Annotated in this window: 18 protein-coding genes and 1 tRNA gene; 15 read left to right on the top strand and 4 right to left on the bottom strand. The window is 72.3% G+C overall.

The window, feature by feature from the left end; translation table 11 throughout:
• The first annotated feature begins 113 nt into the window (after window positions 1-113).
• Window positions 114-314, top strand: coding sequence for an HGxxPAAW family protein (locus JT721_RS17775; RefSeq protein ID WP_205474600.1), 201 nt, complete (start codon window positions 114-116; stop codon window positions 312-314).
• A 9-nt stretch (window positions 315-323) separates the two neighbouring features.
• Window positions 324-779 carry a DUF2752 domain-containing protein gene (locus tag JT721_RS21860; protein ID WP_205474599.1) on the top strand — a complete coding sequence of 152 codons (456 nt, stop codon included), beginning with the start codon at window positions 324-326 and terminating at the stop codon, window positions 777-779.
• Window positions 780-815: 36 nt separating this feature from the next.
• Here the strand turns inward: JT721_RS21860 and JT721_RS17765 are convergent, their stop codons facing one another.
• Window positions 816-1193: a DUF4190 domain-containing protein gene (locus JT721_RS17765; protein WP_205474598.1), complete on the bottom strand. Its 378-nt coding sequence runs from the start codon at window positions 1191-1193 to the stop codon at window positions 816-818.
• Between the two features lie 160 nt (window positions 1194-1353).
• On the opposite strand from JT721_RS17765, the gene trpC reads away from it, so the two are divergent.
• The 9 genes from trpC to JT721_RS17720 all read left to right on the top strand — a co-directional run bounded on the left by trpC (window position 1354) and on the right by JT721_RS17720 (window position 14267).
• On the top strand, window positions 1354-2157 hold the full coding sequence (gene trpC, locus JT721_RS17760; protein WP_205474597.1) for an indole-3-glycerol phosphate synthase TrpC: 804 nt from the start codon (window positions 1354-1356) through the stop codon (window positions 2155-2157).
• Complete coding sequence (trpB, locus tag JT721_RS17755; protein WP_205474596.1) at window positions 2154-3392, top strand: tryptophan synthase subunit beta; 1239 nt, start codon at window positions 2154-2156, stop codon at window positions 3390-3392. The genes trpC and trpB overlap by 4 nt, the downstream gene beginning before the upstream one ends.
• Window positions 3389-4186, top strand: coding sequence for a tryptophan synthase subunit alpha (trpA, locus tag JT721_RS17750; protein WP_205474595.1), 798 nt, complete (start codon window positions 3389-3391; stop codon window positions 4184-4186). The genes trpB and trpA overlap by 4 nt, the downstream gene beginning before the upstream one ends.
• Window positions 4179-4805, top strand: coding sequence for an SCO family protein (locus tag JT721_RS17745; RefSeq protein ID WP_205474594.1), 627 nt, complete (start codon window positions 4179-4181; stop codon window positions 4803-4805). Before trpA ends, JT721_RS17745 begins: the two co-directional genes overlap by 8 nt.
• Window positions 4806-4808: 3 nt before the next feature.
• Entirely contained in the window at window positions 4809-5813 is a 1005-nt protein-coding gene (gene lgt / locus JT721_RS17740; protein WP_205474593.1) for a prolipoprotein diacylglyceryl transferase, read from the top strand.
• A 150-nt stretch (window positions 5814-5963) separates the two neighbouring features.
• Window positions 5964-10523, top strand: a complete 4560-nt coding sequence (gene gltB, locus JT721_RS17735) for a glutamate synthase large subunit (RefSeq protein WP_205474592.1) — start codon at window positions 5964-5966, stop codon at window positions 10521-10523.
• 72 nt (window positions 10524-10595) lie between these two features.
• Window positions 10596-12062 (top strand): glutamate synthase subunit beta, encoded by a 1467-nt coding sequence (locus tag JT721_RS17730; RefSeq protein ID WP_205474591.1) that lies wholly within the window; start codon window positions 10596-10598, stop codon window positions 12060-12062.
• 121 nt (window positions 12063-12183) lie between these two features.
• Window positions 12184-13644 carry a pyruvate kinase gene (gene pyk, locus JT721_RS17725; RefSeq protein WP_205474590.1) on the top strand — a complete coding sequence of 487 codons (1461 nt, stop codon included), beginning with the start codon at window positions 12184-12186 and terminating at the stop codon, window positions 13642-13644.
• Window positions 13645-13655: 11 nt separating this feature from the next.
• The gene (locus JT721_RS17720) at window positions 13656-14267 is read left to right on the top strand and encodes a bifunctional 2-polyprenyl-6-hydroxyphenol methylase/3-demethylubiquinol 3-O-methyltransferase UbiG (RefSeq protein WP_205474589.1); all 612 of its coding nucleotides are present in this window, start codon (window positions 13656-13658) and stop codon (window positions 14265-14267) included.
• A 20-nt stretch (window positions 14268-14287) separates the two neighbouring features.
• Here the strand turns inward: JT721_RS17720 and JT721_RS17715 are convergent, their stop codons facing one another.
• From JT721_RS17715 to JT721_RS17705, 3 genes are all read right to left on the bottom strand, one after another.
• Window positions 14288-15019, bottom strand: coding sequence for a class I SAM-dependent methyltransferase (locus tag JT721_RS17715; protein WP_205474588.1), 732 nt, complete (start codon window positions 15017-15019; stop codon window positions 14288-14290).
• A 52-nt stretch (window positions 15020-15071) separates the two neighbouring features.
• Complete coding sequence (locus JT721_RS17710; protein WP_307828123.1) at window positions 15072-15815, bottom strand: transcriptional regulator; 744 nt, start codon at window positions 15813-15815, stop codon at window positions 15072-15074.
• A gap of 34 nt (window positions 15816-15849) precedes the next feature.
• Window positions 15850-15925, bottom strand: a tRNA-Leu gene (locus JT721_RS17705).
• Window positions 15926-16260: 335 nt separating this feature from the next.
• Here JT721_RS17705 and JT721_RS17700 point away from each other — a divergent pair.
• The 4 genes from JT721_RS17700 to JT721_RS17685 all read left to right on the top strand — a co-directional run bounded on the left by JT721_RS17700 (window position 16261) and on the right by JT721_RS17685 (window position 20591).
• Window positions 16261-16866, top strand: coding sequence for a response regulator (locus JT721_RS17700; RefSeq protein ID WP_307828122.1), 606 nt, complete (start codon window positions 16261-16263; stop codon window positions 16864-16866).
• A gap of 156 nt (window positions 16867-17022) precedes the next feature.
• Window positions 17023-18387: a branched-chain amino acid ABC transporter permease gene (locus JT721_RS17695; RefSeq protein ID WP_205474587.1), complete on the top strand. Its 1365-nt coding sequence runs from the start codon at window positions 17023-17025 to the stop codon at window positions 18385-18387.
• Between the two features lie 13 nt (window positions 18388-18400).
• A complete protein-coding gene (locus JT721_RS21855) occupies window positions 18401-19594 on the top strand; it encodes a branched-chain amino acid ABC transporter permease (protein WP_205474586.1) in 1194 nt (397 codons plus the stop codon).
• On the top strand, window positions 19587-20591 hold the full coding sequence (locus JT721_RS17685; RefSeq protein WP_205474585.1) for an ABC transporter ATP-binding protein: 1005 nt from the start codon (window positions 19587-19589) through the stop codon (window positions 20589-20591). The genes JT721_RS21855 and JT721_RS17685 overlap by 8 nt, the downstream gene beginning before the upstream one ends.
• The last annotated feature ends 69 nt before the right edge of the window (window positions 20592-20660 follow it).

The following is a 20660-nucleotide window of genomic DNA, read 5'->3' as shown; positions in this document are numbered from 1 at the left end:
GCCCAGCGGCTGCCCCGCGGCTGCCGAGCGGCGTCCCGACCGGTGCCGGCGGCGCAAGGTCCGGGTCCTAGACTGGGGCCGACCGCACGCCCCACCCGCAGGAGGAGTCCCGCATGGCCGACGACAACCACGGCAACACCCCGGCTGCCTGGGCGGCCGTCGTGGTGGCGCTCCTCGGCTTCACGGTCGCCGGCGTCGGACTCATGCTCGAGCCGGTCAGCTGGGTCGTCTTCGCGATCGGCGCCGCCATCACGGCGGGCGCCGCCCTGGTCTTCGCCGTGATGGCCAGGATGGGCCTGCACGGCTCCCACTAGCCGACCGTCGTGACGCTCGTGCCGCCCGCCGCCCCGGCCCCCGCCACGGCCCCGCCGGGGCCGCGGGCGCGGTGGGACCGGGTGCGCGGGCCGGCGCTCACGATCGGCGGCCTGGCCCTGGCGACGGTCGCGCTCCACCTGCGCGACCCGCACGAGCAGGGCTCGTGGGGGCTGTGCCCCTCGGCGGCGCTCGGGCTGTCGTGCCCGGGCTGCGGCGGCCTGCGCGCCGTCAACGACCTGACCCACGGGCGGGTGCTCGACGCGGCATCGAGCAACCTGCTGCTCGTGGTGCTGCTGCCGTTCGCGGTCGCCGGGCTGGGGCTGTGGTTCCTCGACCGCTGGCACGGACGGCGGCGCCGGGTGCCACCCGCGCTCCGGGTCCCGCTCGCGGTCGGGGCGGTCGCGGTGGTGCTGGCCTTCACCGTGCTGCGCAACCTCGCCGCCGGGGCCTGGCTCGCGCCCTGACCCCGGCGGGGGTCGCCGTCCGCGGGCTCGTCGGCCTCAGATGTCGCCGTAGAAGGTGACGCCGTTGAGGGCCAGGATCACCTGGATCACGCCGAGGATGCTGCCGATGATGCCGAGCACGAAGCCGGCCGTGGCCAGGCCGCTGCCCTCCTGACGGTTCTGGGCGATCTCGGTCTTCGCCATCTGGGCGAGGATCACCGCCGGGATGCCGGTGAAGAAGCCGCAGCAGAGCACCGAGATGATGCCCAGCACCAGCGAGATGACCGCCTTCTGGTTGTTGCCGCCGCCGCCGGGCGGCGCCGGCGGCTGCTGGCCGTATCCCGGGGGCTGGGAGCCGTAGGTCGGCGGCTCGGAGCCGTAGCCCGGGGGCTGCTGGCCGTAGTCGGGCGGCGGGGGCGGTTCGTTGTAGCTCACGGGGTCCCTCTCGTCGGGCCGGCCGGTCGGCGGGCGGGTGCTGCGGACCCTACCCAGCAGCCCGGGCGGTGAACCTCGTCCACCACCCGCCACCGCCCGCGGGCGCCCCGACCGCGGGTGAGAGACTGGGACCACCCCACGATCCACCGGAGGAACCGTCATGTCCGTGCTCGACGACATCGTCGCCGGCGTGCGGGCCGACCTCGCCGAGCGCGAGGCCGCGGTTCCGCTCGCCGACGTCCGGGCCGCGCTGGCCGACGTCGACCCGCCGCGCGACCCGATGCCGGCGCTGCGGGCGCCCGGGTCGAGCGTGATCGCCGAGGTCAAGCGGCGCAGCCCCAGCAAGGGCGATCTCGCCGACATTCCCGACCCCGCCGCCCTGGCCAGGGCCTACGCCGACGGCGGCGCGGCCGCGATCAGCGTGCTCACCGAGCAGCGCCGCTTCGGCGGCAGCCTGGCCGACCTGCGCGCGGTGCGCGCCGCGGTCGACACGCCGCTGCTGCGCAAGGACTTCATCGTCACCGACTACCAGCTCGTCGAGGCCCGGGCCGCCGGCGCCGACCTCGCGCTGCTGATCGTGGCCGCCCTCGACGACGACAGCCTGCGCCGCCTCCACGACACCGCGGGCGAGCTCGGGCTGACCGTGCTGGTCGAGGTGCACGACGAGGCGGAGACCGAGCGGGCCGTCGCGCTCGGCGCCGAGCTCGTCGGGGTCAACGCCCGCAACCTCAGGACGCTGGCCGTCGACGACGCGACCTTCGGCCGGCTCGCCCCGCTGCTGCCCGACGACCGGGTCAAGGTCGCCGAGTCGGGCATCACCGGCGCCGCCGACGTGCAGCGCTTCGTCGACGAGGGGGCCCGGGCCGTGCTGGTCGGCGAGGCCCTCGTCAAGGACGGCGACCCGACCGGCGCCGTGCGCGCCCTCAGCGGGCTCACCACCACCCAGGAAGGGGTGACGACATGACCACCTACGACGCGGACGCGCAGGGCTGGTTCGGCGGACCCGCCGGCGCCACCACCCCGGGCTGGGGCGGCCGGTTCATGCCCGAGGCGCTGATCGCCGCCCTCGACGAGCTCGACACCGCCTGGCAGAAGGCGCTGGTCGACCCGACCTTCGGCCACGAGTTCGACCAGCTGCTGCAGAACTACGCCGGCGTCCCGAGCATGCTCTACGAGGCCCACCGCCTCTCCGACCACGCCGGAGCCCGGATCCTCCTCAAGCGCGAGGACCTCAACCACACCGGTGCCCACAAGATCCGCAACGTGCTGGGCCAGGCCCTGCTGACCAAGCGGATGGGCAAGAAGCGGGTGATCGCCGAGACCGGTGCCGGCCAGCACGGCGTCGCCTCCGCGACCGCGGCGGCGTACCTCGGGCTCGAGTGCACCGTCTACATGGGCGAGGTCGACACCGAGCGGCAGGCGCTCAACGTCGCCCGGATGCAGCTGCTGGGCGCCGAGGTGGTGCCGGTGACCAGCGGCTCGCGCACGCTCAAGGACGCCATCAACGAGGCGCTGCGCGACTGGGTGGCCTCGGTCGACCACACCGCCTACCTGTTCGGCACCGCGGCCGGGCCGCACCCGTTCCCGAGCCTGGTGCTCTCGTTCGTGCGCGGCATCGGCGACGAGGCGCGCCGCCAGTGCCTCGAGCTGACCGGCCGGCTGCCCGACGCGATCGCGGCCTGCGTGGGCGGCGGCTCCAACGCGATCGGCCTGTTCGCCGGCTTCCTCGGCGACCCCGAGGTCGCGATCTACGGCTTCGAGGCAGGCGGCGACGGCGTCGAGACCGGCCGCCACGCGGCCACCATCAGCGCCGGCGCCGCTGGTGTGCTGCACGGCGCCCGCACGTTCGTGCTGCAGGACGAGGACGGGCAGACGGTCGAGTCGCACTCGATCTCGGCCGGGCTCGACTACCCCGGCGTCGGCCCCCAGCACGCCCACCTCGCCGCGAGCGGGCGGGCGTCGTACCTGCCGGTGACCGACGCCGAGGCGATGGAGGCGATGGCCCTGCTGGCCCGCACCGAGGGGATCATCCCGGCCATCGAGTCGGCGCACGCGGTGGCCGGCACCCTGCGGGTGGCCCGGGAGCGGCAGGGCGAGACCCTGCTGGTCAACCTGTCGGGCCGGGGGGACAAGGACATGGGCACCGCGCTGGAGTGGTTCGGCCTCGGCCGCCCCGACGGGCCGGAGGCCGGCTCGTGAGCGTCGCCATCGCCTTCGAGAAGGCCCGGGCCGACGGCCGGGCGGCGCTGGTCGGCTACCTGCCGGCCGGGTTCCCCGACGTCGACGGCGGCATCGAGGCGCTGCGCGCGATGGTCGACGCCGGCTGCGACGTCATCGAGGTCGGCCTGCCCTACAGCGACCCGGTGATGGACGGCCCCACCATCCAGGCCGCCGCGCAGCAGGCCCTCGAGCAGGGCGTGCGCACCACCGACGTCCTGCGCACCGTCGAGGCCGTCGCCGCCACCGGCACGCCGACCGTGGTGATGACCTACTGGAACCCCGTCGAGCGCTACGGCGTCGACCGGTTCGCCCAGGACCTCGCCGACGCCGGGGGCGCGGGGCTGATCACGCCCGACCTCACCCCCGACTTCGCGCCCGAGTGGGTCGCGGCGGCCGACGCCCGCGACCTCGACAAGATCTTCCTGGTCGCGCCGTCGTCGACCGACGAGCGGATCGCGCTGACCACCGCCGCCTGCCGCGGGTTCGTCTACGCCACCGCCGTGATGGGCGTGACCGGCGCCCGCGACGCCACCAGCGACCTCGCCGGGCCGCTCGTCGAGCGCACCCGCCGGGCCACCGACCTTCCGGTCGGCGTCGGGCTGGGCGTGAGCACCGGCGACCAGGCCGCCGAGGTGGCGTCGTACGCCGACGGCGTGATCGTCGGCTCGGCGTTCGTGCGCACCCTGCACGACCACGCCGGTGACCGGGCGGCCGGGCTGGCCGCGCTGCGCCGCCTCACCGAGGACCTGGCCGCGGGCGTCCGGCGTGCCTAGCCGCGGGCGCCGTGCCTGGGCGCGCCGCGCCGGCGCCGCCCTGCTGACCGGACTGCTGGTGACCGGCCTGGCGGCCTGCGGAGGCGAGGACGACCCCACCCGGCTGGTCGGGCAGGTCGTCGACCCGCCGTTCGAGGTCGACCCCACCGCGCTGACCGACACCGACGGCGAGCCGTTCTCGCTGGTCGACGACACCGACGCGCGGCTGACGCTGGTCTTCTTCGGCTACACGCGCTGCCCGGACATCTGCCAGACCGTGATGGGCACGATGGCCACCGCCCTGCAGCGCCTCGACGACGCCGACCGCGAGCAGGTGGAGGTCGTGTTCGTGACCACCGATCCGCCGCGCGACGACGCCGAGACCGTGCGGCGCTGGCTCGACCGCTTCGACCCGTCGTTCGTCGGGCTGACCGGCGATCTCGACGACATCGAGGCGGTCGCGACGTCGGTCGCGGTCGGGATGGGCGAGAAGCTGCCCAGCGGTGGCTACGACTCCACCACCCACACCACCCAGGTCACCGGTGTCGACACCGCCGGGGAGGCACCGATCTACTGGAGCCAGGCCACCTCGTCGGCCCAGCTCGCTGCCGACATCCACGCCCTGCTGCAGGAGAGCTGAGTCATGCCCACCTGGTCCGCCTGGTCCATCCCCAGCCCCGCCGAGAGCGTGTGGCACCTCGGTCCGCTGCCGCTGCGCGGCTACGCGTTCGCGATCATCCTCGGCATCGTGGTGGCGGTCTGGATCTCCGAGCGCCGCTGGGTGGCCCGTGGTGGCCGGCCGGGCGACGTGCAGGACCTCGCGATCTGGGCGGTGCCGTTCGGCCTCGTCGGTGGCCGGCTCTACCACGTGCTCACCGACCACGAACGCTACTTCGGCGCCGGCGGCAACGCCTGGGAGGCCCTCTACCTCTGGCGCGGCGGCCTCGGTGTGTGGGGCGCGATCGCGATGGGCGCGGTGGGCGTGCTGGTCGGCGCCCGCCTCAAGGGCATCCGGATCTGGCCGATGCTCGACACGATGGCCCCGACCGTGCTGGTGGCGCAGGCCATCGGCCGCTGGGGAAACTGGTTCAACCAGGAGCTCTACGGCAAGCCCACCGACCTGCCGTGGGGCCTGGAGATCGACCCCTCGCACTACCCGCCGGGCCAGACCTTCGCCGAGGGCACCACGTTCCACCCGACGTTCCTCTACGAGTGCCTGTGGAACCTCGCGGCGTTCGCGGTGCTGATCTGGCTGGAGCGCCGGTTCCGCCTGGGGCACGGCCGGGTGGTCGCGGTCTACGTGATGCTCTACACCCTCGGGCGCGGCTGGAACGAGATGCTGCGCATCGACGCCGTGGAGCTCGACGACGTGGGCGGCCTCCGGTTCAACGTGTGGACCTCGATCGTGCTCTTCGTCCTGGCAGCGGCGTACGTCGTCGTCAGCAGCCGACGGCGACCGGGGCGCGAGCCGGACGTCTACCTGCCCGGCCGCGGGCCGGGGCCCGAGGAGGACCGCGCCGCCGACGAGCCGCCGGCGGGGGACGCCGGCGCCGCACGTGACGAGACCACCGAGGCCACCGAGGCCACCGAGGCCTCCGAGGCCACCGAGGCTGCCGCACCACCCCCGGACCGGCCCACCGCACCCTGAAACGAGGCGACCACCGCTGTCACACGGTGGTAACCTGAACCGGCGCGGGCCAATGTCGTCCCCTGCGCCTTCCATGCAACACCAGACTGCCGCGCGGTCCGGGGTGTCCACACCCGCGGACCCGGGCACAGACGACGACGGGAGAACCCGGTGCCCTACTCGCACGCGTTCCCGCCGCCCCAAGGGCTCTACGACCCCAGCCAGGAGCACGACGCCTGCGGCGTCGCGTTCGTGGCGACCCTGACGGGAGAGGCCAGCCACGACATCGTGGCCAAGGCGCTCACCGCCCTACGCAACCTGGACCACCGGGGTGCCGCGGGCGCCGAGCCCAACTCCGGCGACGGCGCCGGGATCCTGATGCAGGTCCCCGACGCGTTCCTGCGCGCGGTGACCCCCGAGGCCGGCTTCGAGCTGCCGGCGGCCCACTCCTACGCCGTGGGCACGGCGTTCCTGCCCGGTGACGAGGAGGCGGTCGCCAAGACCCGCCGCCGGATCGAGGAGATCGCCGCCGAGGAGGGCCTCAGCGTCCTCGGCTGGCGCGAGGTCCCGATCAACCCCGACGTGCTCGGCCAGACCGCGCTCGGCGTGATGCCGACGTTCAGCCAGCTCTTCGTCGCCGGCGCCGCGCAGCGGCTCACCGGCATGGCCCTGGAGCGGATGGCGTTCTGCCTGCGCAAGCGGGCCGAGCGCGAGACCGAGGTCTACTTCCCGTCGCTGTCCTCGCGCACCCTGGCCTACAAGGGGATGCTGACGACCGACCAGCTCGACAGCTTCTTCCCCGACCTCACCGACGAGCGGGTTGCCTCGGCGCTGGCCGTCGTGCACTCCCGGTTCTCGACCAACACCTTCCCGAGCTGGCCGCTCTCGCACCCGTTCCGGTTCATCGCCCACAACGGCGAGATCAACACCGTGATGGGCAACCGCAACTGGATGCGGGCCCGCGAGGCGCTGCTCGCCAGCGACCTGATCCCCGGCGACCTCGACCGGCTGTACCCGATCTGCACGCCGGGCGCGTCCGACTCGGCGTCGTTCGACGAGGTGCTCGAGCTGCTGCACATGGGCGGCCGGTCGCTGCCCCACGCCGTGCTGATGATGATCCCGGAGGCGTGGGAGAACCACGCCGAGATGGACCAGGCGCGGCGCGACTTCTACGCCTTCCACTCCGCGATGATGGAGCCCTGGGACGGCCCCGCGTGCGTGGTGTTCACCGACGGCACCCAGATCGGCGCGGTCCTCGACCGCAACGGCCTGCGCCCGTCGCGCTACTGGGTCACCGACGACGGCCTCGTGGTCCTCGCCTCCGAGGTCGGCGTCCTCGACCTCGACCCGGCCACCGTGGTCCGCAAGGGCCGGCTGCAGCCGGGCCGGATGTTCCTCGTCGACACCGACGAGCACCGGATCATCGAGGACGAGGAGATCAAGGGCGAGCTCGCCGCCGAGCACCCCTACGGCGAGTGGCTGCACGCCGGGCTGATCCACCTCAAGGACATCCCCGACCGCGAGCACATCGTGCACACCCACGCCTCGGTGACCCGGCGCCAGCAGGTGTTCGGCTACACCGAGGAGGAGCTGCGCGTGCTCCTCACCCCGATGGCCAACACCTCCGCGGAGCCGATCGGCTCGATGGGCACCGACACCCCCATCGCGGCGCTCAGCCAGAAGCCGCGGCTGCTGTTCGACTACTTCGCGCAGCTGTTCGCCCAGGTGACCAACCCGCCGCTCGACGCGATCCGCGAGGAGCTGGTCACCTCCCTCAACGGCACCATCGGCCCCGAGGCCAACCTGCTCGAGCCGGCGCCCGCGTCGTGCCGCCAGGTGGTGCTGCCGTTCCCGGTCATCTCCAACGACGACTTGGCCAAGATCCGCCACATCAACCGCGACGGCGACGCACCCGGGTTCATCAGCCACGTGGCCCGCGGCCTCTACGAGGTCGAGGGCGGCGGGGCCGCGATGGCGGCGCGGATCGACGAGATCTGCGCCGAGGTCAGCCAGGCGATCGCCGGCGGCGCCCGGATCATCGTGCTCTCCGACCGGCACTCCACCGCCGAGCTGGCGCCGATCCCGTCGCTGCTGCTCACCGGTGCGGTCCACCACCACCTGGTCCGGGAGAAGACCCGCACCCAGGTCGGGCTGCTGGTCGAGGCCGGCGACGTCCGCGAGGTGCACCACGTCGCCCTGCTGGTCGGCTACGGCGCCGCGGCGGTCAACCCCTACCTCGCCATGGAGTCGGTCGAGGACCTCGCCCGCGAGGGCCACTACGTCAAGGTCGAGCCCGAGCAGGCGGTCCGCAACCTGGTCAAGGCGCTCGGCAAGGGCGTGCTCAAGGTGATGTCGAAGATGGGCGTCTCCACGGTGGCCTCCTACACCGGTGCGCAGATCTTCGAGGCGGTCGGCCTCTCCCAGGCGGTGGTCGACAAGTACTTCACCGGCACCACCTCCAAGCTCGGCGGCATCGAGCTCGACGTGATCGCCGAGGAGGTCGCTCGACGGCACGCCACGGCGTACCCGCGCGGCGGCATCCTGCCGGCCCACCGCGAGCTCCAGACCGGCGGCGAGTACCAGTGGCGTCGCGAGGGCGAGCCGCACCTGTTCGACCCCGAGACGGTGTTCCGGCTCCAGCACTCCACCCGGTCGGGTCGCTACGACATCTTCAAGCAGTACACCCGGCGCGTCGACGAGCAGGCCAGCCGCCTGATGACGCTGCGCGGGCTGTTCCGCTTCCGCGACGCCGGCGAGCTCGGCCGCGCCCCGGTGCCGATCGAGGAGGTCGAGCCGGCGTCCGAGATCGTCAAGAGGTTCTCGACCGGCGCGATGTCCTACGGGTCGATCTCGCAGGAGGCCCACGAGACGCTCGCCATCGCGATGAACCGCCTCGGCGGCAAGTCCAACACCGGCGAGGGCGGCGAGGACCCCGAGCGTCTCTACGACCCCGAGCGGCGCAGCTCGATCAAGCAGGTCGCCAGCGGCCGGTTCGGCGTGACGGCGGAGTACCTCACCAACTCCGACGACATCCAGATCAAGATGGCCCAGGGGGCCAAGCCCGGTGAGGGCGGCCAGCTGCCCGGCCACAAGGTCTACCCGTGGGTGGCGAGGACGCGGCACTCCACGCCGGGCGTCGGCCTGATCAGCCCGCCGCCGCACCACGACATCTACTCGATCGAGGACCTCGCCCAGCTGATCCACGACCTCAAGAACGCCAACCCGCAGGCCCGGGTGCACGTGAAGCTGGTCGCCGAGGTCGGCGTCGGCACGGTCGCGGCCGGCGTCTCGAAGGCGCACGCCGACGTCGTGCTGATCTCCGGGCACGACGGCGGCACCGGCGCCTCGCCGCTGACCTCGCTCAAGCACGCGGGCGGCCCGTGGGAGCTGGGCCTCGCCGAGACCCAGCAGACCCTGCTGCTCAACGGCCTGCGCGACCGGATCGTCGTGCAGACCGACGGTCAGCTGAAGACCGGCCGCGACGTCGTCGTCGCCGCCCTGCTGGGCGCCGAGGAGTACGGCTTCGCGACCGCGCCGCTGGTGGTCTCGGGCTGCATCATGATGCGGGTCTGCCACCTCGACACCTGCCCGGTGGGCGTGGCCACCCAGAACCCGGTGCTGCGCGAGCGGTTCTCGGGCAAGGCCGAGTACGTCGTGACCTTCTTCGAGTACATCGCCGAGGAGGTGCGCGAGATCCTCGCCGAGCTCGGCTTCCGCAGCCTCGACGAGGCGATCGGCCAGGTGGGCGCGCTCGACGTCACCCCCGCGGTCGACCACTGGAAGGCCGCCGGCCTCGACCTGTCGCCGATCCTGCACGCGCCCGACACCAGCGCGTTCCCCGACCAGGACCCGCGCTGCACCAAGGCGCAGGACCACGGCCTGGAGCGGTCGCTCGACCTGACCGAGCTGGTGCCGCTGGCCCAGCCCGCGATCGAGCGCGGCGAGCCGGTGCGGGCCCAGGTCCGGATCCGCAACGTCAACCGCACCGTCGGCACCATCCTCGGCCACGAGGTGACCAAGAAGTACGGCGGCGCCGGGCTTCCCGACGGCACCATCGACATCACGTTCGTGGGCTCGGCGGGCCAGTCGTTCGGCGCGTTCGTGCCGAGGGGCGTGACCCTGCGGCTCGAGGGCGACGCCAACGACTACGTCGGCAAGGGGCTCTCGGGCGGGCGGATCGTGATCCGGCCCGACCGGACCGCGACGTTCGCCGCCGACGAGCAGATCATCGCCGGCAACACCATCGCCTACGGCGCCACGTCGGGGCAGGTGTTCCTGCGCGGCGGGGTGGGGGAGCGGTTCGCGGTCCGCAACTCCGGCGCGTGGCTGGTCAACGAGGGCGTGGGCGACCACGCCTGCGAGTACATGACCGGCGGCCGGGTGGTCGTGCTGGGCCCGACCGGGCGCAACTTCGCGGCCGGCATGTCCGGCGGCGTCGCCTGGGTGCTCGACCTCGACGAGGCGCGGGTCAACCGCGAGCTGGTCGAGCTCGGCCCGGTCGAGGGCGAGGCGGCGGCGGAGCTGGAGCAGCTGGTGCGCACCCACCTCGAGGAGACCGGCTCGGAGGTCGCCGAGGCGCTGCTGGCCGACTGGCCGGCGTCGCTGACCCGGTTCACCGAGGTCATGCCCACCGACTACCGCAAGGTGCTGGAGGCCAAGGCGAAGGCCGAGGCCGACGGGCTGGACGAGAACCAGACCGCGGAAGCGATGATGGCGGCCCTCCATGGCTGACCGTCACCCCCCGGTGCGGCCCACGACGGCCCGCACCGCCCCTGACACCACGACCATGGAGGGAGGTGCCTGATGGCTGACCCCAAGGGCTTCCTCAAGGACGGCCGCGAGGTCGCCGCCCGCCGCCCCGTCGAGGAGCGGGTCCAGGACTGGAACGAGGTCTACCCCGGCAGCGTCGGGCGGGCCCTGCTGCCGATCATCACCACCCAGGCCGGTCGCTGCATGGACTGCGGCATCCCGTTCTGCCACCAGGGATGCCCACTGGGCAACATCATCCCGGAGTGGAACGACCTGGTCTGGCGCGACGACTGGGAGGGCGCCATCGAGCGCCTCCACGCGACCAACAACTTCCCGGAGTTCACCGGTCGCCTCTGCCCGGCGCCCTGCGAGACCGCCTGCGTGCTGGGCATCAACCAGGACCCGGTCACCATCAAGAACGTCGAGGTCTCGATCATCGACAAGGCCTGGGAGTCCGGCTTCGTGCGGCCCCAGCCCCCGGAGTGGCTCTCGGGCCGCACCGTGGCCGTCGTCGGCTCCGGCCCCGCCGGCCTGGCCGCCGCCCAGCAGCTCACCCGGGCGGGGCACACCGTCGCCGTCTACGAGCGGGCCGACAAGGTCGGCGGACTGCTGCGCTACGGCATCCCCGAGTTCAAGATGGAGAAGAAGCACCTCGACCGGCGGCTGGAGCAGATGCGTCGCGAGGGCACGGTCTTCCGGGCCGGCGTCGACGTCGGCAGCGACCTGACGGGCGAGAGCCTCCGCGACCGCTACGATGCCGTGGTGCTCGCGATGGGCGCCACCGAGCCCCGCGACCTGCCGATCCCCGGCCGCGAGCTGGGTGGCATCCACCAGGCGATGGAGTTCCTGCCGCAGGCCAACCGGGCCGCGCTGGGCGAGGAGGTCGAGGGCCAGATCATGGCCACCGGCAAGAACGTCGTCATCATCGGCGGCGGCGACACCGGCGCCGACTGCCTCGGCACCTCGACCCGCCACGGCGCCGCGTCGATCACCCAGCTGGAGATCATGCCCGAGCCCCCGCAGACGCGGCCGGCCGGGCAGCCGTGGCCGACGTACCCGATGACGTTCCGGGTCTCCTCGGCGCACGAGGAGGCCGGCGACCGGGTCTACGGCGTCTCGACCAAGGAGTTCCTCGGTGACGAGCACGGCAACGTGCGGGCGCTGCGGCTGGTCGACGTCCGGTTCGAGGACGGTAGGCTGGTCGAGCTCGAGGGCACCGAGCGGGAGATCCCGGCCGAGCTGGTGCTGTTCGCGATGGGCTTCCTCGGACCGGAGAAGCCCGGCCTGGTCGAGCAGCTGGGCGTCGACCTCGACGAGCGCGGCAACGTGGCCCGCGACTCCTCCTACCAGTCGTCGGTGCCCGGGGTCTTCGTGGCCGGCGACGCCGGGCGCGGCCAGAGCCTGATCGTCTGGGCGATCGCCGAGGGCCGGGCCGCCGCCGCGGCCGTCGACGAGTTCCTCACCGGGTCGACCACGCTGCCGGCGCCGATCCTGCCGACCGAGCGCCCCCTCGTGGTCTGACCGGTCCGAGCGCCTCCCACCGGCCCGGTCCGCGGCGCGACCGCGGGCCGGCCGGCCAGGGAAAGCGAGGCTACCGGCCGGTCAGGTGTTGGATCGTTCCAAGGTTCGCTAGGTTGGTCCCGTGCGAAGAGCGAAGATCGTGTGCACGCTGGGGCCGGCCACCGCGTCCGCCCGGCGGATCAAGGAACTGGTCTATGCGGGGATGGACGTCGCCCGGCTGAACATGAGCCACGGCACCCAGGCCGACCACGCCGAGGCGTACCGCCTGGTCCGCGAGGCCAGCGACACCAGCGGCCACGGCGTCGGCATCTTCGCCGACCTCCAGGGCCCGAAGATCCGCCTCGCGACCTTCGCCGAGGGCAAGGCCCAGCTCCGACGCGGGCAGGCCTGGACGATCACCACCCGCGAGGTCCCGGGCGACGACCAGGTCGCCGGCACGACGTACGCCGGGCTGCCCGGCGACGTCAACGTGGGTGATCCGATCCTCATCGACGACGGCAAGGTCCGGCTCCGGGTCACCGGGGTCGAGGGCCAGGACGTGCGCACCGAGGTGCTGGTCGGCGGCCCGGTGAGCAACCACAAGGGCATCAACCTGCCCGGCGTCGCCGTCTCGGTGCCGGCGCTGTCGGAGAAGGACGTCGAGGACCTGCGGTTCGCGCTCCGGCTCGGGGTCGACTTCATCGCGCTGAGCTTCGTGCGCAACGCCGCCGACGCCGAGGACGTCCGCAAGGTCATGCGCGAGGAGGGGGTCGTGCTCCCGATCATCGCCAAGATCGAGAAACCGCAGGCGATCGCCAACCTCGACGAGGTGATCGACGCCTTCGACATGTTCATGGTCGCCCGCGGCGACCTCGGCGTGGAGTGCCCGCTCGAGGACGTGCCGTTCCTGCAGAAGCAGGTGATCAACAAGGCCCGACTCAACGCCAAGCCGGTGATCGTGGCGACCCAGATGCTGGAGTCGATGATCACCAACCCCGCGCCCACCCGGGCCGAGGCCTCCGACGTCGCGAACGCCGTCCTCGACGGCGCCGACGCGGTGATGCTGTCGGGCGAGACCAGCGTGGGGGAGTACCCCGTGCACACCGTCGAGACGATGGCCCGGATCATCACCTCCGCCGAGCTGCACGCCCACGACGACGACGGCATCGGCGACATCGGCCAGATCGACTGGGACCCGCACACCCGCTCCGGCATCATCGCCAAGGCCGCCGAGGAGGTCGCCCAGCGGGTCGACGCCAAGTACGTCGTGGCGTTCACCCAGAGCGGCGACTCCGCCCGCCGGATGTCGCGGCTGCGCGGCCCGGTGCCGGTGCTGGCCTTCACGCCCGAGGCGCGGGTGCGCTCGCAGCTCGCGCTGTCGTGGGGCGTCGAGACGTTCAAGACCTCGCAGGTGCAGCACACCGACGAGATGGTCCGCCAGGTCGACGAGCAGCTGCTGGAGATCGGCCGGGTCACCGAGGGCGACCTCGTGGTGATCATCGCCGGGTCGCCGCCCGGCATCCCCGGCTCGACCAACGCACTGCGGATCCACCGGATGGGCGACGCGATCAACGAGGTCGCGCCGGCCTACAAGCGCGCGTGAGAGGCTGAGGCATGCCTACGCCCAACGGTGGGGTCGACGAGCACACCCACGCCCTTCGCTTCAAGTGGTTCCGCCGGATGCTGGGCCACGTCGAGCCGGGGCGGATGATCGACCTCGGCGCGGGCCACGGCAAGTTCGCGATCGACGCCGCCGACCGCGGGTGGAAGGTCACCGCCCACGACGCCCGCGGCGACCGGTTCCCCGTCGACGACCGGATCACCTGGGAGGTAGGCGACGTCCGCGACGTCGACCTCGGCGGCTACGACCTGATCGCCTGCCTCGGGCTCTTCTACCACCTGACGCTCGACGACCAGCTCTCGCTGCTCGACCGGGCGAGCGGCACCCCGCTCATCCTCGACACCCACGTCGCCAACGGCGCGCGCTCGCCGATGGACCACAAGCTCTCCGAGGTCGTGACCGTGCAGGGCTACGCCGGCGTCCACTACCGCGAGCCCGACCAGGCCAAGCACTCCACGGCGTCGTGGGGCAACGAGCACTCGTTCTGGCCGCGGCCGCAGGCGCTGTTCCGGATGCTCGAGGAGCGGGGCTACGACGTCCTGGTGGCGCGCCCGTTCTACCTGCCGACGCGCACGTTCTTCCTCTGCCTGCCCGAGAACTCCTAGCTCGGCCGGCCGAGCGCGGCTCAGCTCTCGGGCGGCAGCCCGCGCCAGGCCCGGAAGTCGGCGACGATGTCGCGGAACCGGGCCAGCCGCAGCACCTGCTGGTCGAGCACGACCCGCTCGAACGGCAGCTCGGCGACCTCGCGCGCCGACCGCTCGGTGACCGACGGGCGCGGCTGCCGCCAGACCACGGCCTGACCGTGGTTGTTGGCGACGGTGCGCCAGGTCAGCTGCTGGCAGAAGGTGTCGATGAACCACACCAGCCGGTAGACGTCGCCCATCCACGCCTTCGTGGGGTCGCCGGCGGCCTCGCGCAGGCGGGCGACCTGGGAGAGGTCGGGCAGCGAGGCGTGGTAGGACGGCGGCCGCACGTCGTCGATCACCACCACGCCGTCGGGGGTGAGGTGCTCCAGGGCATTGAGCAGGTCGCGCAGGGTCTGCTCGAAGGTGTGCAGCCCGTCGAGGTAGACCACCTCGAACTTGTCGTCGCGACCGATGACGGTGCCGAAGTACTCGTCGCTGGTGACCGGGTGGTACGTCGCGTGCGGGTGCTCGCGGGCGGCCGCGACGTGGTCGAAGCGGAACTCCGGGTCGACCGCCACCATCGTGCTGGCAGCGAGCTGGTGGAAGGTGCGTCCCGCGCTGACGCCCACCTCGAGGTAGCGCGGGTCGTCGTAGGTCGCGAGCAGTCGGCGCACCACCTGGTGGCGGGGGATCCGGCGCGGGGCGGGCTCGTCGTGCGGGCTGCTGGTCACGAGCGACGAGCATAGGTGACTCCCGCGGCGGCGCTCGGTCATGACCTGGGCGTCACGACTTGGGGCCGATGAGCGCGTCCAGAGCCGCGACCGCCTCGCGCCGCGAGACGCTGACGCAGTTCCAGCGCGACTGGCGCCACGCGATGCCGACGAGGTCCAGCGCCCACGTGCACAGCTCCCGGATGTCGGGGGAGGTGTTGGTGAACTGCCAGCGCGGGTAGTCGTAGCGCTTCGGGCGCCCCGCGACCGTCCGGGTCGCCCAGTTGCGCACCCGCGACCCGTCGGAGTGGAACAGCCCGCGCAGGAACGGCCCCGGGTGGGCCTCGACCAGGTGTCGCTGCCAGTCCTCGAGCACGATCGCCCGGTCGTGCTTGCGCCCGGGGCCGTGCTGGGGGAAGAGGCAGGGCCAGTGCTTCCAGTTGCCCTGCACGACGACTGCGCCCGGTGCCGGCACCCGGTGCACGATGCCGTCCGGGCGGACCTGCTGCAGCACCTCGGCCACCCGCTTGACGACGCCGGGCAGCGCGGCGTCGCAGGAGATGCGCAGGGAGTGGTAGCGACCGCAGTCGGAGATGCACCCGTCGCCGAGGTAGTAGCCCAGCAGCTCGACGTACGCGTCCGGGGACGGCTCGTGGCCCGGGGTACGCGGGCAGGTGTTGGTGCGCCCGGCCCGAGGCTGGTCGCGCCACTCGCGCAGCGCCGCACGGCTGATCCCGAGCGCACGCGAGGTCTCCGAGAGGGTGCGGCCGGCAGCCAGCATCGCCAGTGCTCGGTCGCGGGTCGGATCGTCGTACACAGCCTCCACGGTGCCGGTGACCACCGACGTCCGCTGGTGCCCCGGGTCGGATTCGAACCGACACTGAATGGTGTTTGAGACCATCGCCTCTGCCGTTGGGCTACCGGGGCCGGAGCAGCGCCGAGCCTAGTGGATCGGCAGACCGGCGCCGAGTCGACAAAAGTCGAGTGATTGACTAGGATTTGAGACGTCGGCGACGACTCGGGAGCGACGGAGGACGCCATGTGGAGGCCCTGGGCGTGGGCACGGACCAGCAACGAGCGCGCGGTCGCCAACGCCCGCGCGGCGGCCACCGAGTGCTCGCGTCGCGCCGTCGAGCGAGCCGAGGTCGCGGCGGCGCTCGCGGCGGTGGCGTCGGCGGCGGCGCATCGGCCCGCCACGACGCCCGTTCCCACGGGCTGGCCTGGGCGGTCGGCGTCGGTGGGGGGCCGCTAGCCTGTCCCGCGTGAGCGACCCCAGCAGCACCGCCACGCGGACCGTGGTCATCGGCGAGGACGAGGTGCTGATCCGGATGGACCTCGCCGAGATGCTGACCGAGGAGGGCTACGACGTCGTGGCCCAGGCCGGCGACGGCGCGACCGCCGTCGAGCAGGCCCGCGAGCACCGCCCCGACCTGGTGATCCTCGACGTGAAGATGCCGGTGCTCGACGGCATCGCGGCGGCCGAGCAGATCGCCGCCGACCGGATCGCCCCCGTCGTGATCCTCACCGCCTTCTCGCAGCGCGAGCTGGTCGAGCGGGCCCGCGACGCCGGCGCGATGGCCTACCTGGTCAAGCCGTTCTCGAAGACCGACCTGGTACCGGCCATCGAGATGGCGGTCAGCCGGTTCGCCGAGCTCTCGCTGCTCGAGGCCGAGGTCGCCGACCTCACCGAGCGGCTCGAGACCCGCAAGGCCGTCGAGCGCGCCAAGGGTGTGCTCCAGGCGCAGCTCGGGCTGTCGGAGCCCGAGGCGTTCCGGTGGATCCAGAAGACCGCGATGGACCTGCGGCTCTCGATGCGCCAGGTCGCCGACGGGGTCATCACCCACGGCCCCGGCCTCGCCGGCGGCTGACCCGCTCTCGCCGACCGCAGGTCACGGCTCCATAACGCTCCGGTCTCGACGCGGGTGCGGCCGAGCCCCCGGCAGGTCCTGGTGGCACGGATCACTCCGGACCTGCTTAGACTGCCGGGCAGCATCCGGGCGGGTGCGTGATGGGAGGACCTCTTCGTGTTGGATCGTCATCCAGCCCCAGGGCCGAGCAGGGGACGCTGGGCCCTCGGCCTGCTGGTCGCGCTCGTGCTCGCCCCGCTGGGGGTGCTCGGGCTCTCGGCCGCCCCGGCCACGGCCGCGGTCGGCTGCCTGGCCCAGGCCGACAAGACCGGGTGCGTGAGCGGCACGGTGGGCTCCCGGTCCGACCCCGTCGAGGGCGCCGACGTCCAGCTCCTCGACGAGGGCGGCGTGGAGATCGAGGTCCAGACCACGGAGGCCGACGGCAAGTTCGCCTTCACGCTCACCGAGCCCGGCACCTACCTCGTCAAGCTCGACGAGGACACGCTCCCCGACGGGGTCGAGCAGATCCCGCCGGCCGCCGCCCAGGCCGGCCCCGACGGCACCCTGCGGGTCGAGGTCCAGCTGGGTCGCACCGCGGTGCCCGACCTCGAGGTCCGCTCCGAGGACTACGACGCCTCGGGCACCTCCAAGACCGACCAGCTGGTCGGCGGCGCGTTCAGCGGCCTCAAGCTCGGCCTGCTGCTCGCGCTCGCCTCGCTCGGGCTCAGCCTGATCTACGGCACCACCGGGCTCTCGAACTTCGCCCACGCCGAGCAGGTGACGCTCGGCGGCGTGGTCGCCTACTTCCTGGTCAGCCAGGCCGAGTACGGCCTCAACCTCTGGGTCGGCATCATCCTGACCACCCTGCTCTGCGCCGGCAGCGGCCTGCTCCAGGACGTGGTGATGTGGAAGCCGCTGCGCCGCCGAGGGTTGGGCCTGACCCAGCTGATGATCGTCACGATCGGTCTCTCGCTGGCGCTCCAGTACGCCTTCCAGTACGTCGTCGGCGGCTCGCAGGTGAAGGTGACCCTGCAGTCGTTCGAGTCCTACAGCTTCGGTCCGGTCAACACCAACAGCATGTCGCTGATCGCGATGGGCATCGCGATCGTGATGATCGGCCTCGTCGGGTTCGTCCTGCTGCGCACCCGCCTCGGCCAGGCCACCCGCGCGGTGTCCGACAACCCCGCCCTGGCGTCGGCGTCGGGCATCGACGTCGACCGGATCGTGCGGATCGTGTGGACCGCCTCGGCGGGCCTCGCCGGTCTCTCCGGCGTGCTCTACGCGCTCACGGTCAGCAACGGCATCCGCTGGGACACCGGCATGCAGATCCTGCTGCTGCTGTTCGCCGCGGTCACGCTGGGCGGCCTCGGCACGGCGTTCGGCGCCCTGGTCGGGTCGCTCATCATCGGCCTGGTCGTCGAGCTGGCCGGCCCGCTGGGCGCGCCGGGCGACCTGAAGTACGCCGTGGCGCTCGGCATCTTGATCATCCTGTTGATGTTCCGACCGCAGGGCCTGCTGGGCCGCGCCGGACGAGTCGGTTGAGAGGAGCATCGACGTGGACACCATCCTGAGCATCCTCAACCAGTCGCTGCGCGAGGCGATCGCACCGAGCACCGCGGCCGTGGTCATCGCCGTGATCGGCCTGAACATCCACTTCGGCTTCACCGGTCTGCTGAACATGGGCCAGGCCGGCTTCATGCTGATCGGCGCCTACGGGTTCGCCATCTCCATCATCGAGGGGCTGCCGCTGGTCGTGGCGATCGTCGTCGGCCTCGGTGGCGCCCTGCTGTTCGCACTGGTGCTGGGCATACCGACGCTGAAGCTGCGGGGTGACTACCTCGCGATCGTGACCATCTCCGCAGCCGAGATCGTCAGGTTCGTGGGCCGGTTGTCGGCCCTCGAGGACTTCACCGGCGGCGCGCTGGGCCTGCGTGGCTCGCGCTACCAGGGTCCCTTCCTGGACCTGTCGTTCCTGCCCGACACCTCGTGGACGCTCAGCCCGTTCAACTACCGCGACACCTTCGACGGCTCCGGCGTCGTGCGCGGCCTGGCGGGCCTGCTCTTCATCGGCCTGGTGGTCGCGGCGGTGCTGCTGGTCCGCCGCTTCCGCGGCGCCCCGGCCGCCACCTCCGGCGCCCGCTGGGGCCGGGTCGGCGCGGTCGTGGGCCTCAGCCTGCTCGCCCTGCTGGCGATCTTCTTCGTCTTCCCGATCACCTACCAGAACAACGTCGCGCAGGGCTGGTGGGTCCGGCTCGTCGCGTGGACCCTGGTGGGTCTCTGCACGCTGCTGGCGGCGCTGCTCGTCCGCAGCCCGTGGGGCCGCCTGCTCCGCGGCATCCGCGAGGACGAGGACGCGATCCGCAGCCTCGGCAAGAACGTCTTCGCGATCAAGATGCAGGCGCTGATCATCGGCGGCTCGTTCGGTGCGCTGGGTGGGATCGTCTACGTGCTGCCCTCCACGGTGCAGGCGGACTCCATGGGTCGCGCACTGACGTTCTTCGCCTACACCGCGCTGCTCATCGGCGGCGCGGCGACGATCTTCGGGCCGGTGCTCGGCACGGTGATCTTCTACGGCGGCCGGGTGCTGCTCCGCGAGACCGCCAACGCCTACGTGCCGTCGAGCATCATGAGCGACCAGCAGACCGAGACGTTCTCGCTGATCGTCGTGGGCGTCGTCCTGATGCTCCTGGTGATCTTCAGACCACAAGGCATCCTGGGAGACAAGAGAGAGTTGCGGATCAATGTCTGAGGCACCAGTGCAGTCCGACCTGCGCGACCCGGAGGCGCGCCGGGCGCTGATGTCCGGCGTCGGCGCCGAGCCCGGCTCGGCCAAGCCCGACTCCATCCTCACGGTCGACAACATCGTCCGCCAGTTCGGCGGCATCACCGCCGTCGACGTCGACCACCTCGAGGTGCAGCGCGGCGTCATCACCGCCCTCATCGGGCCCAACGGTGCCGGCAAGACGACGTTCTTCAACCTGATCACCGGCTTCGACCGGCCCACGTCGGCCCGCACGGGCGCGAACTGGTCCTTCGACGGCAAGCGCCTCGACAAGACCTCGGCCTCCAGCGTCGCCCGGGCCGGCATGGTCCGCACCTTCCAGCTCACCAAGGCCCTGAACCGCATGACGGTGATGGACAACATGATGCTGGGCGCGAGCGGCCAGCGCGGCGAGTCGCTCAGCGTCTCGATGCTGCGTCCGCTGTGGCGGACCCAGGAACGGGAGATCGAGACCAAGGCCGAGGAGCTGCTCGCCCGGTTCAAGCTGCTGGAGAAGAAGGACGACTACGCCGGCAGCCTCTCCGGCGGCCAGCGCAAGCTGCTCGAGATGGCGCGCGCCCTGATGAGCGACCCGAAGATGATCATGCTCGACGAGCCGATGGCGGGCGTGAACCCGGCTCTGACGCAGTCGCTGCTCGGGCACATCCAGTCGCTGCGTGACGAGGGCATGACTGTGCTCTTCGTCGAGCACGACATGCACGTCGTGCGCCACATCTCCGACTGGGTCGTGGTGATGGCCGAGGGCCGGATCGTCGCGGAGGGCAAGGCCGACGAGGTCATGTCGAACCCCGCGGTGGTCGACGCCTACCTCGGGGCCCACCACGACACCGACCTGGGCGACGACGCCCTGCTCCAGGAGGAGACGCTGGAGGAGAAGATCCAGGAGTACGAGGCCGAGGCGCTCGCCGAGGAGCGATCGCACGACCACGGTGGCTCCGCGTCGCACGAGGGGGAGCAGAAGTGACCGCCACCCGCACCGGGCAGCCGGTCCTCGAGGCCAAGGACGTCGTCGCCGGCTACCTGCCCGGCGTCA

The organism is Nocardioides sp. SYSU D00038 (assembly GCF_016924665.1).
Taxonomy (GTDB): Bacteria; Actinomycetota; Actinomycetes; order Propionibacteriales; family Nocardioidaceae; genus Nocardioides.
Note: the sequence above shows the minus strand (reverse complement) of the source record. Positions and strands in the feature narration are given on the sequence as shown.

Bases quoted from the DNA above. Each gene is read 5' to 3' on its own strand.
- JT721_RS17775 (WP_205474600.1), top strand. From the start codon at position 114: ATGGCCGACGACAACCACGGCAACACCCCGGCTGCCTGGGCGGCCGTC.
- trpC (WP_205474597.1), top strand. From the start codon at position 1,354: ATGTCCGTGCTCGACGACATCGTCGCCGGCGTGCGGGCCGACCTCGCC.
- trpB (WP_205474596.1), top strand. From the start codon at position 2,154: ATGACCACCTACGACGCGGACGCGCAGGGCTGGTTCGGCGGACCCGCC.
- lgt (WP_205474593.1), top strand. From the start codon at position 4,809: ATGCCCACCTGGTCCGCCTGGTCCATCCCCAGCCCCGCCGAGAGCGTG.
- JT721_RS17730 (WP_205474591.1), top strand. From the start codon at position 10,596: ATGGCTGACCCCAAGGGCTTCCTCAAGGACGGCCGCGAGGTCGCCGCC.
- JT721_RS17720 (WP_205474589.1), top strand. From the start codon at position 13,656: ATGCCTACGCCCAACGGTGGGGTCGACGAGCACACCCACGCCCTTCGC.
- JT721_RS17685 (WP_205474585.1), top strand. From the start codon at position 19,587: ATGTCTGAGGCACCAGTGCAGTCCGACCTGCGCGACCCGGAGGCGCGC.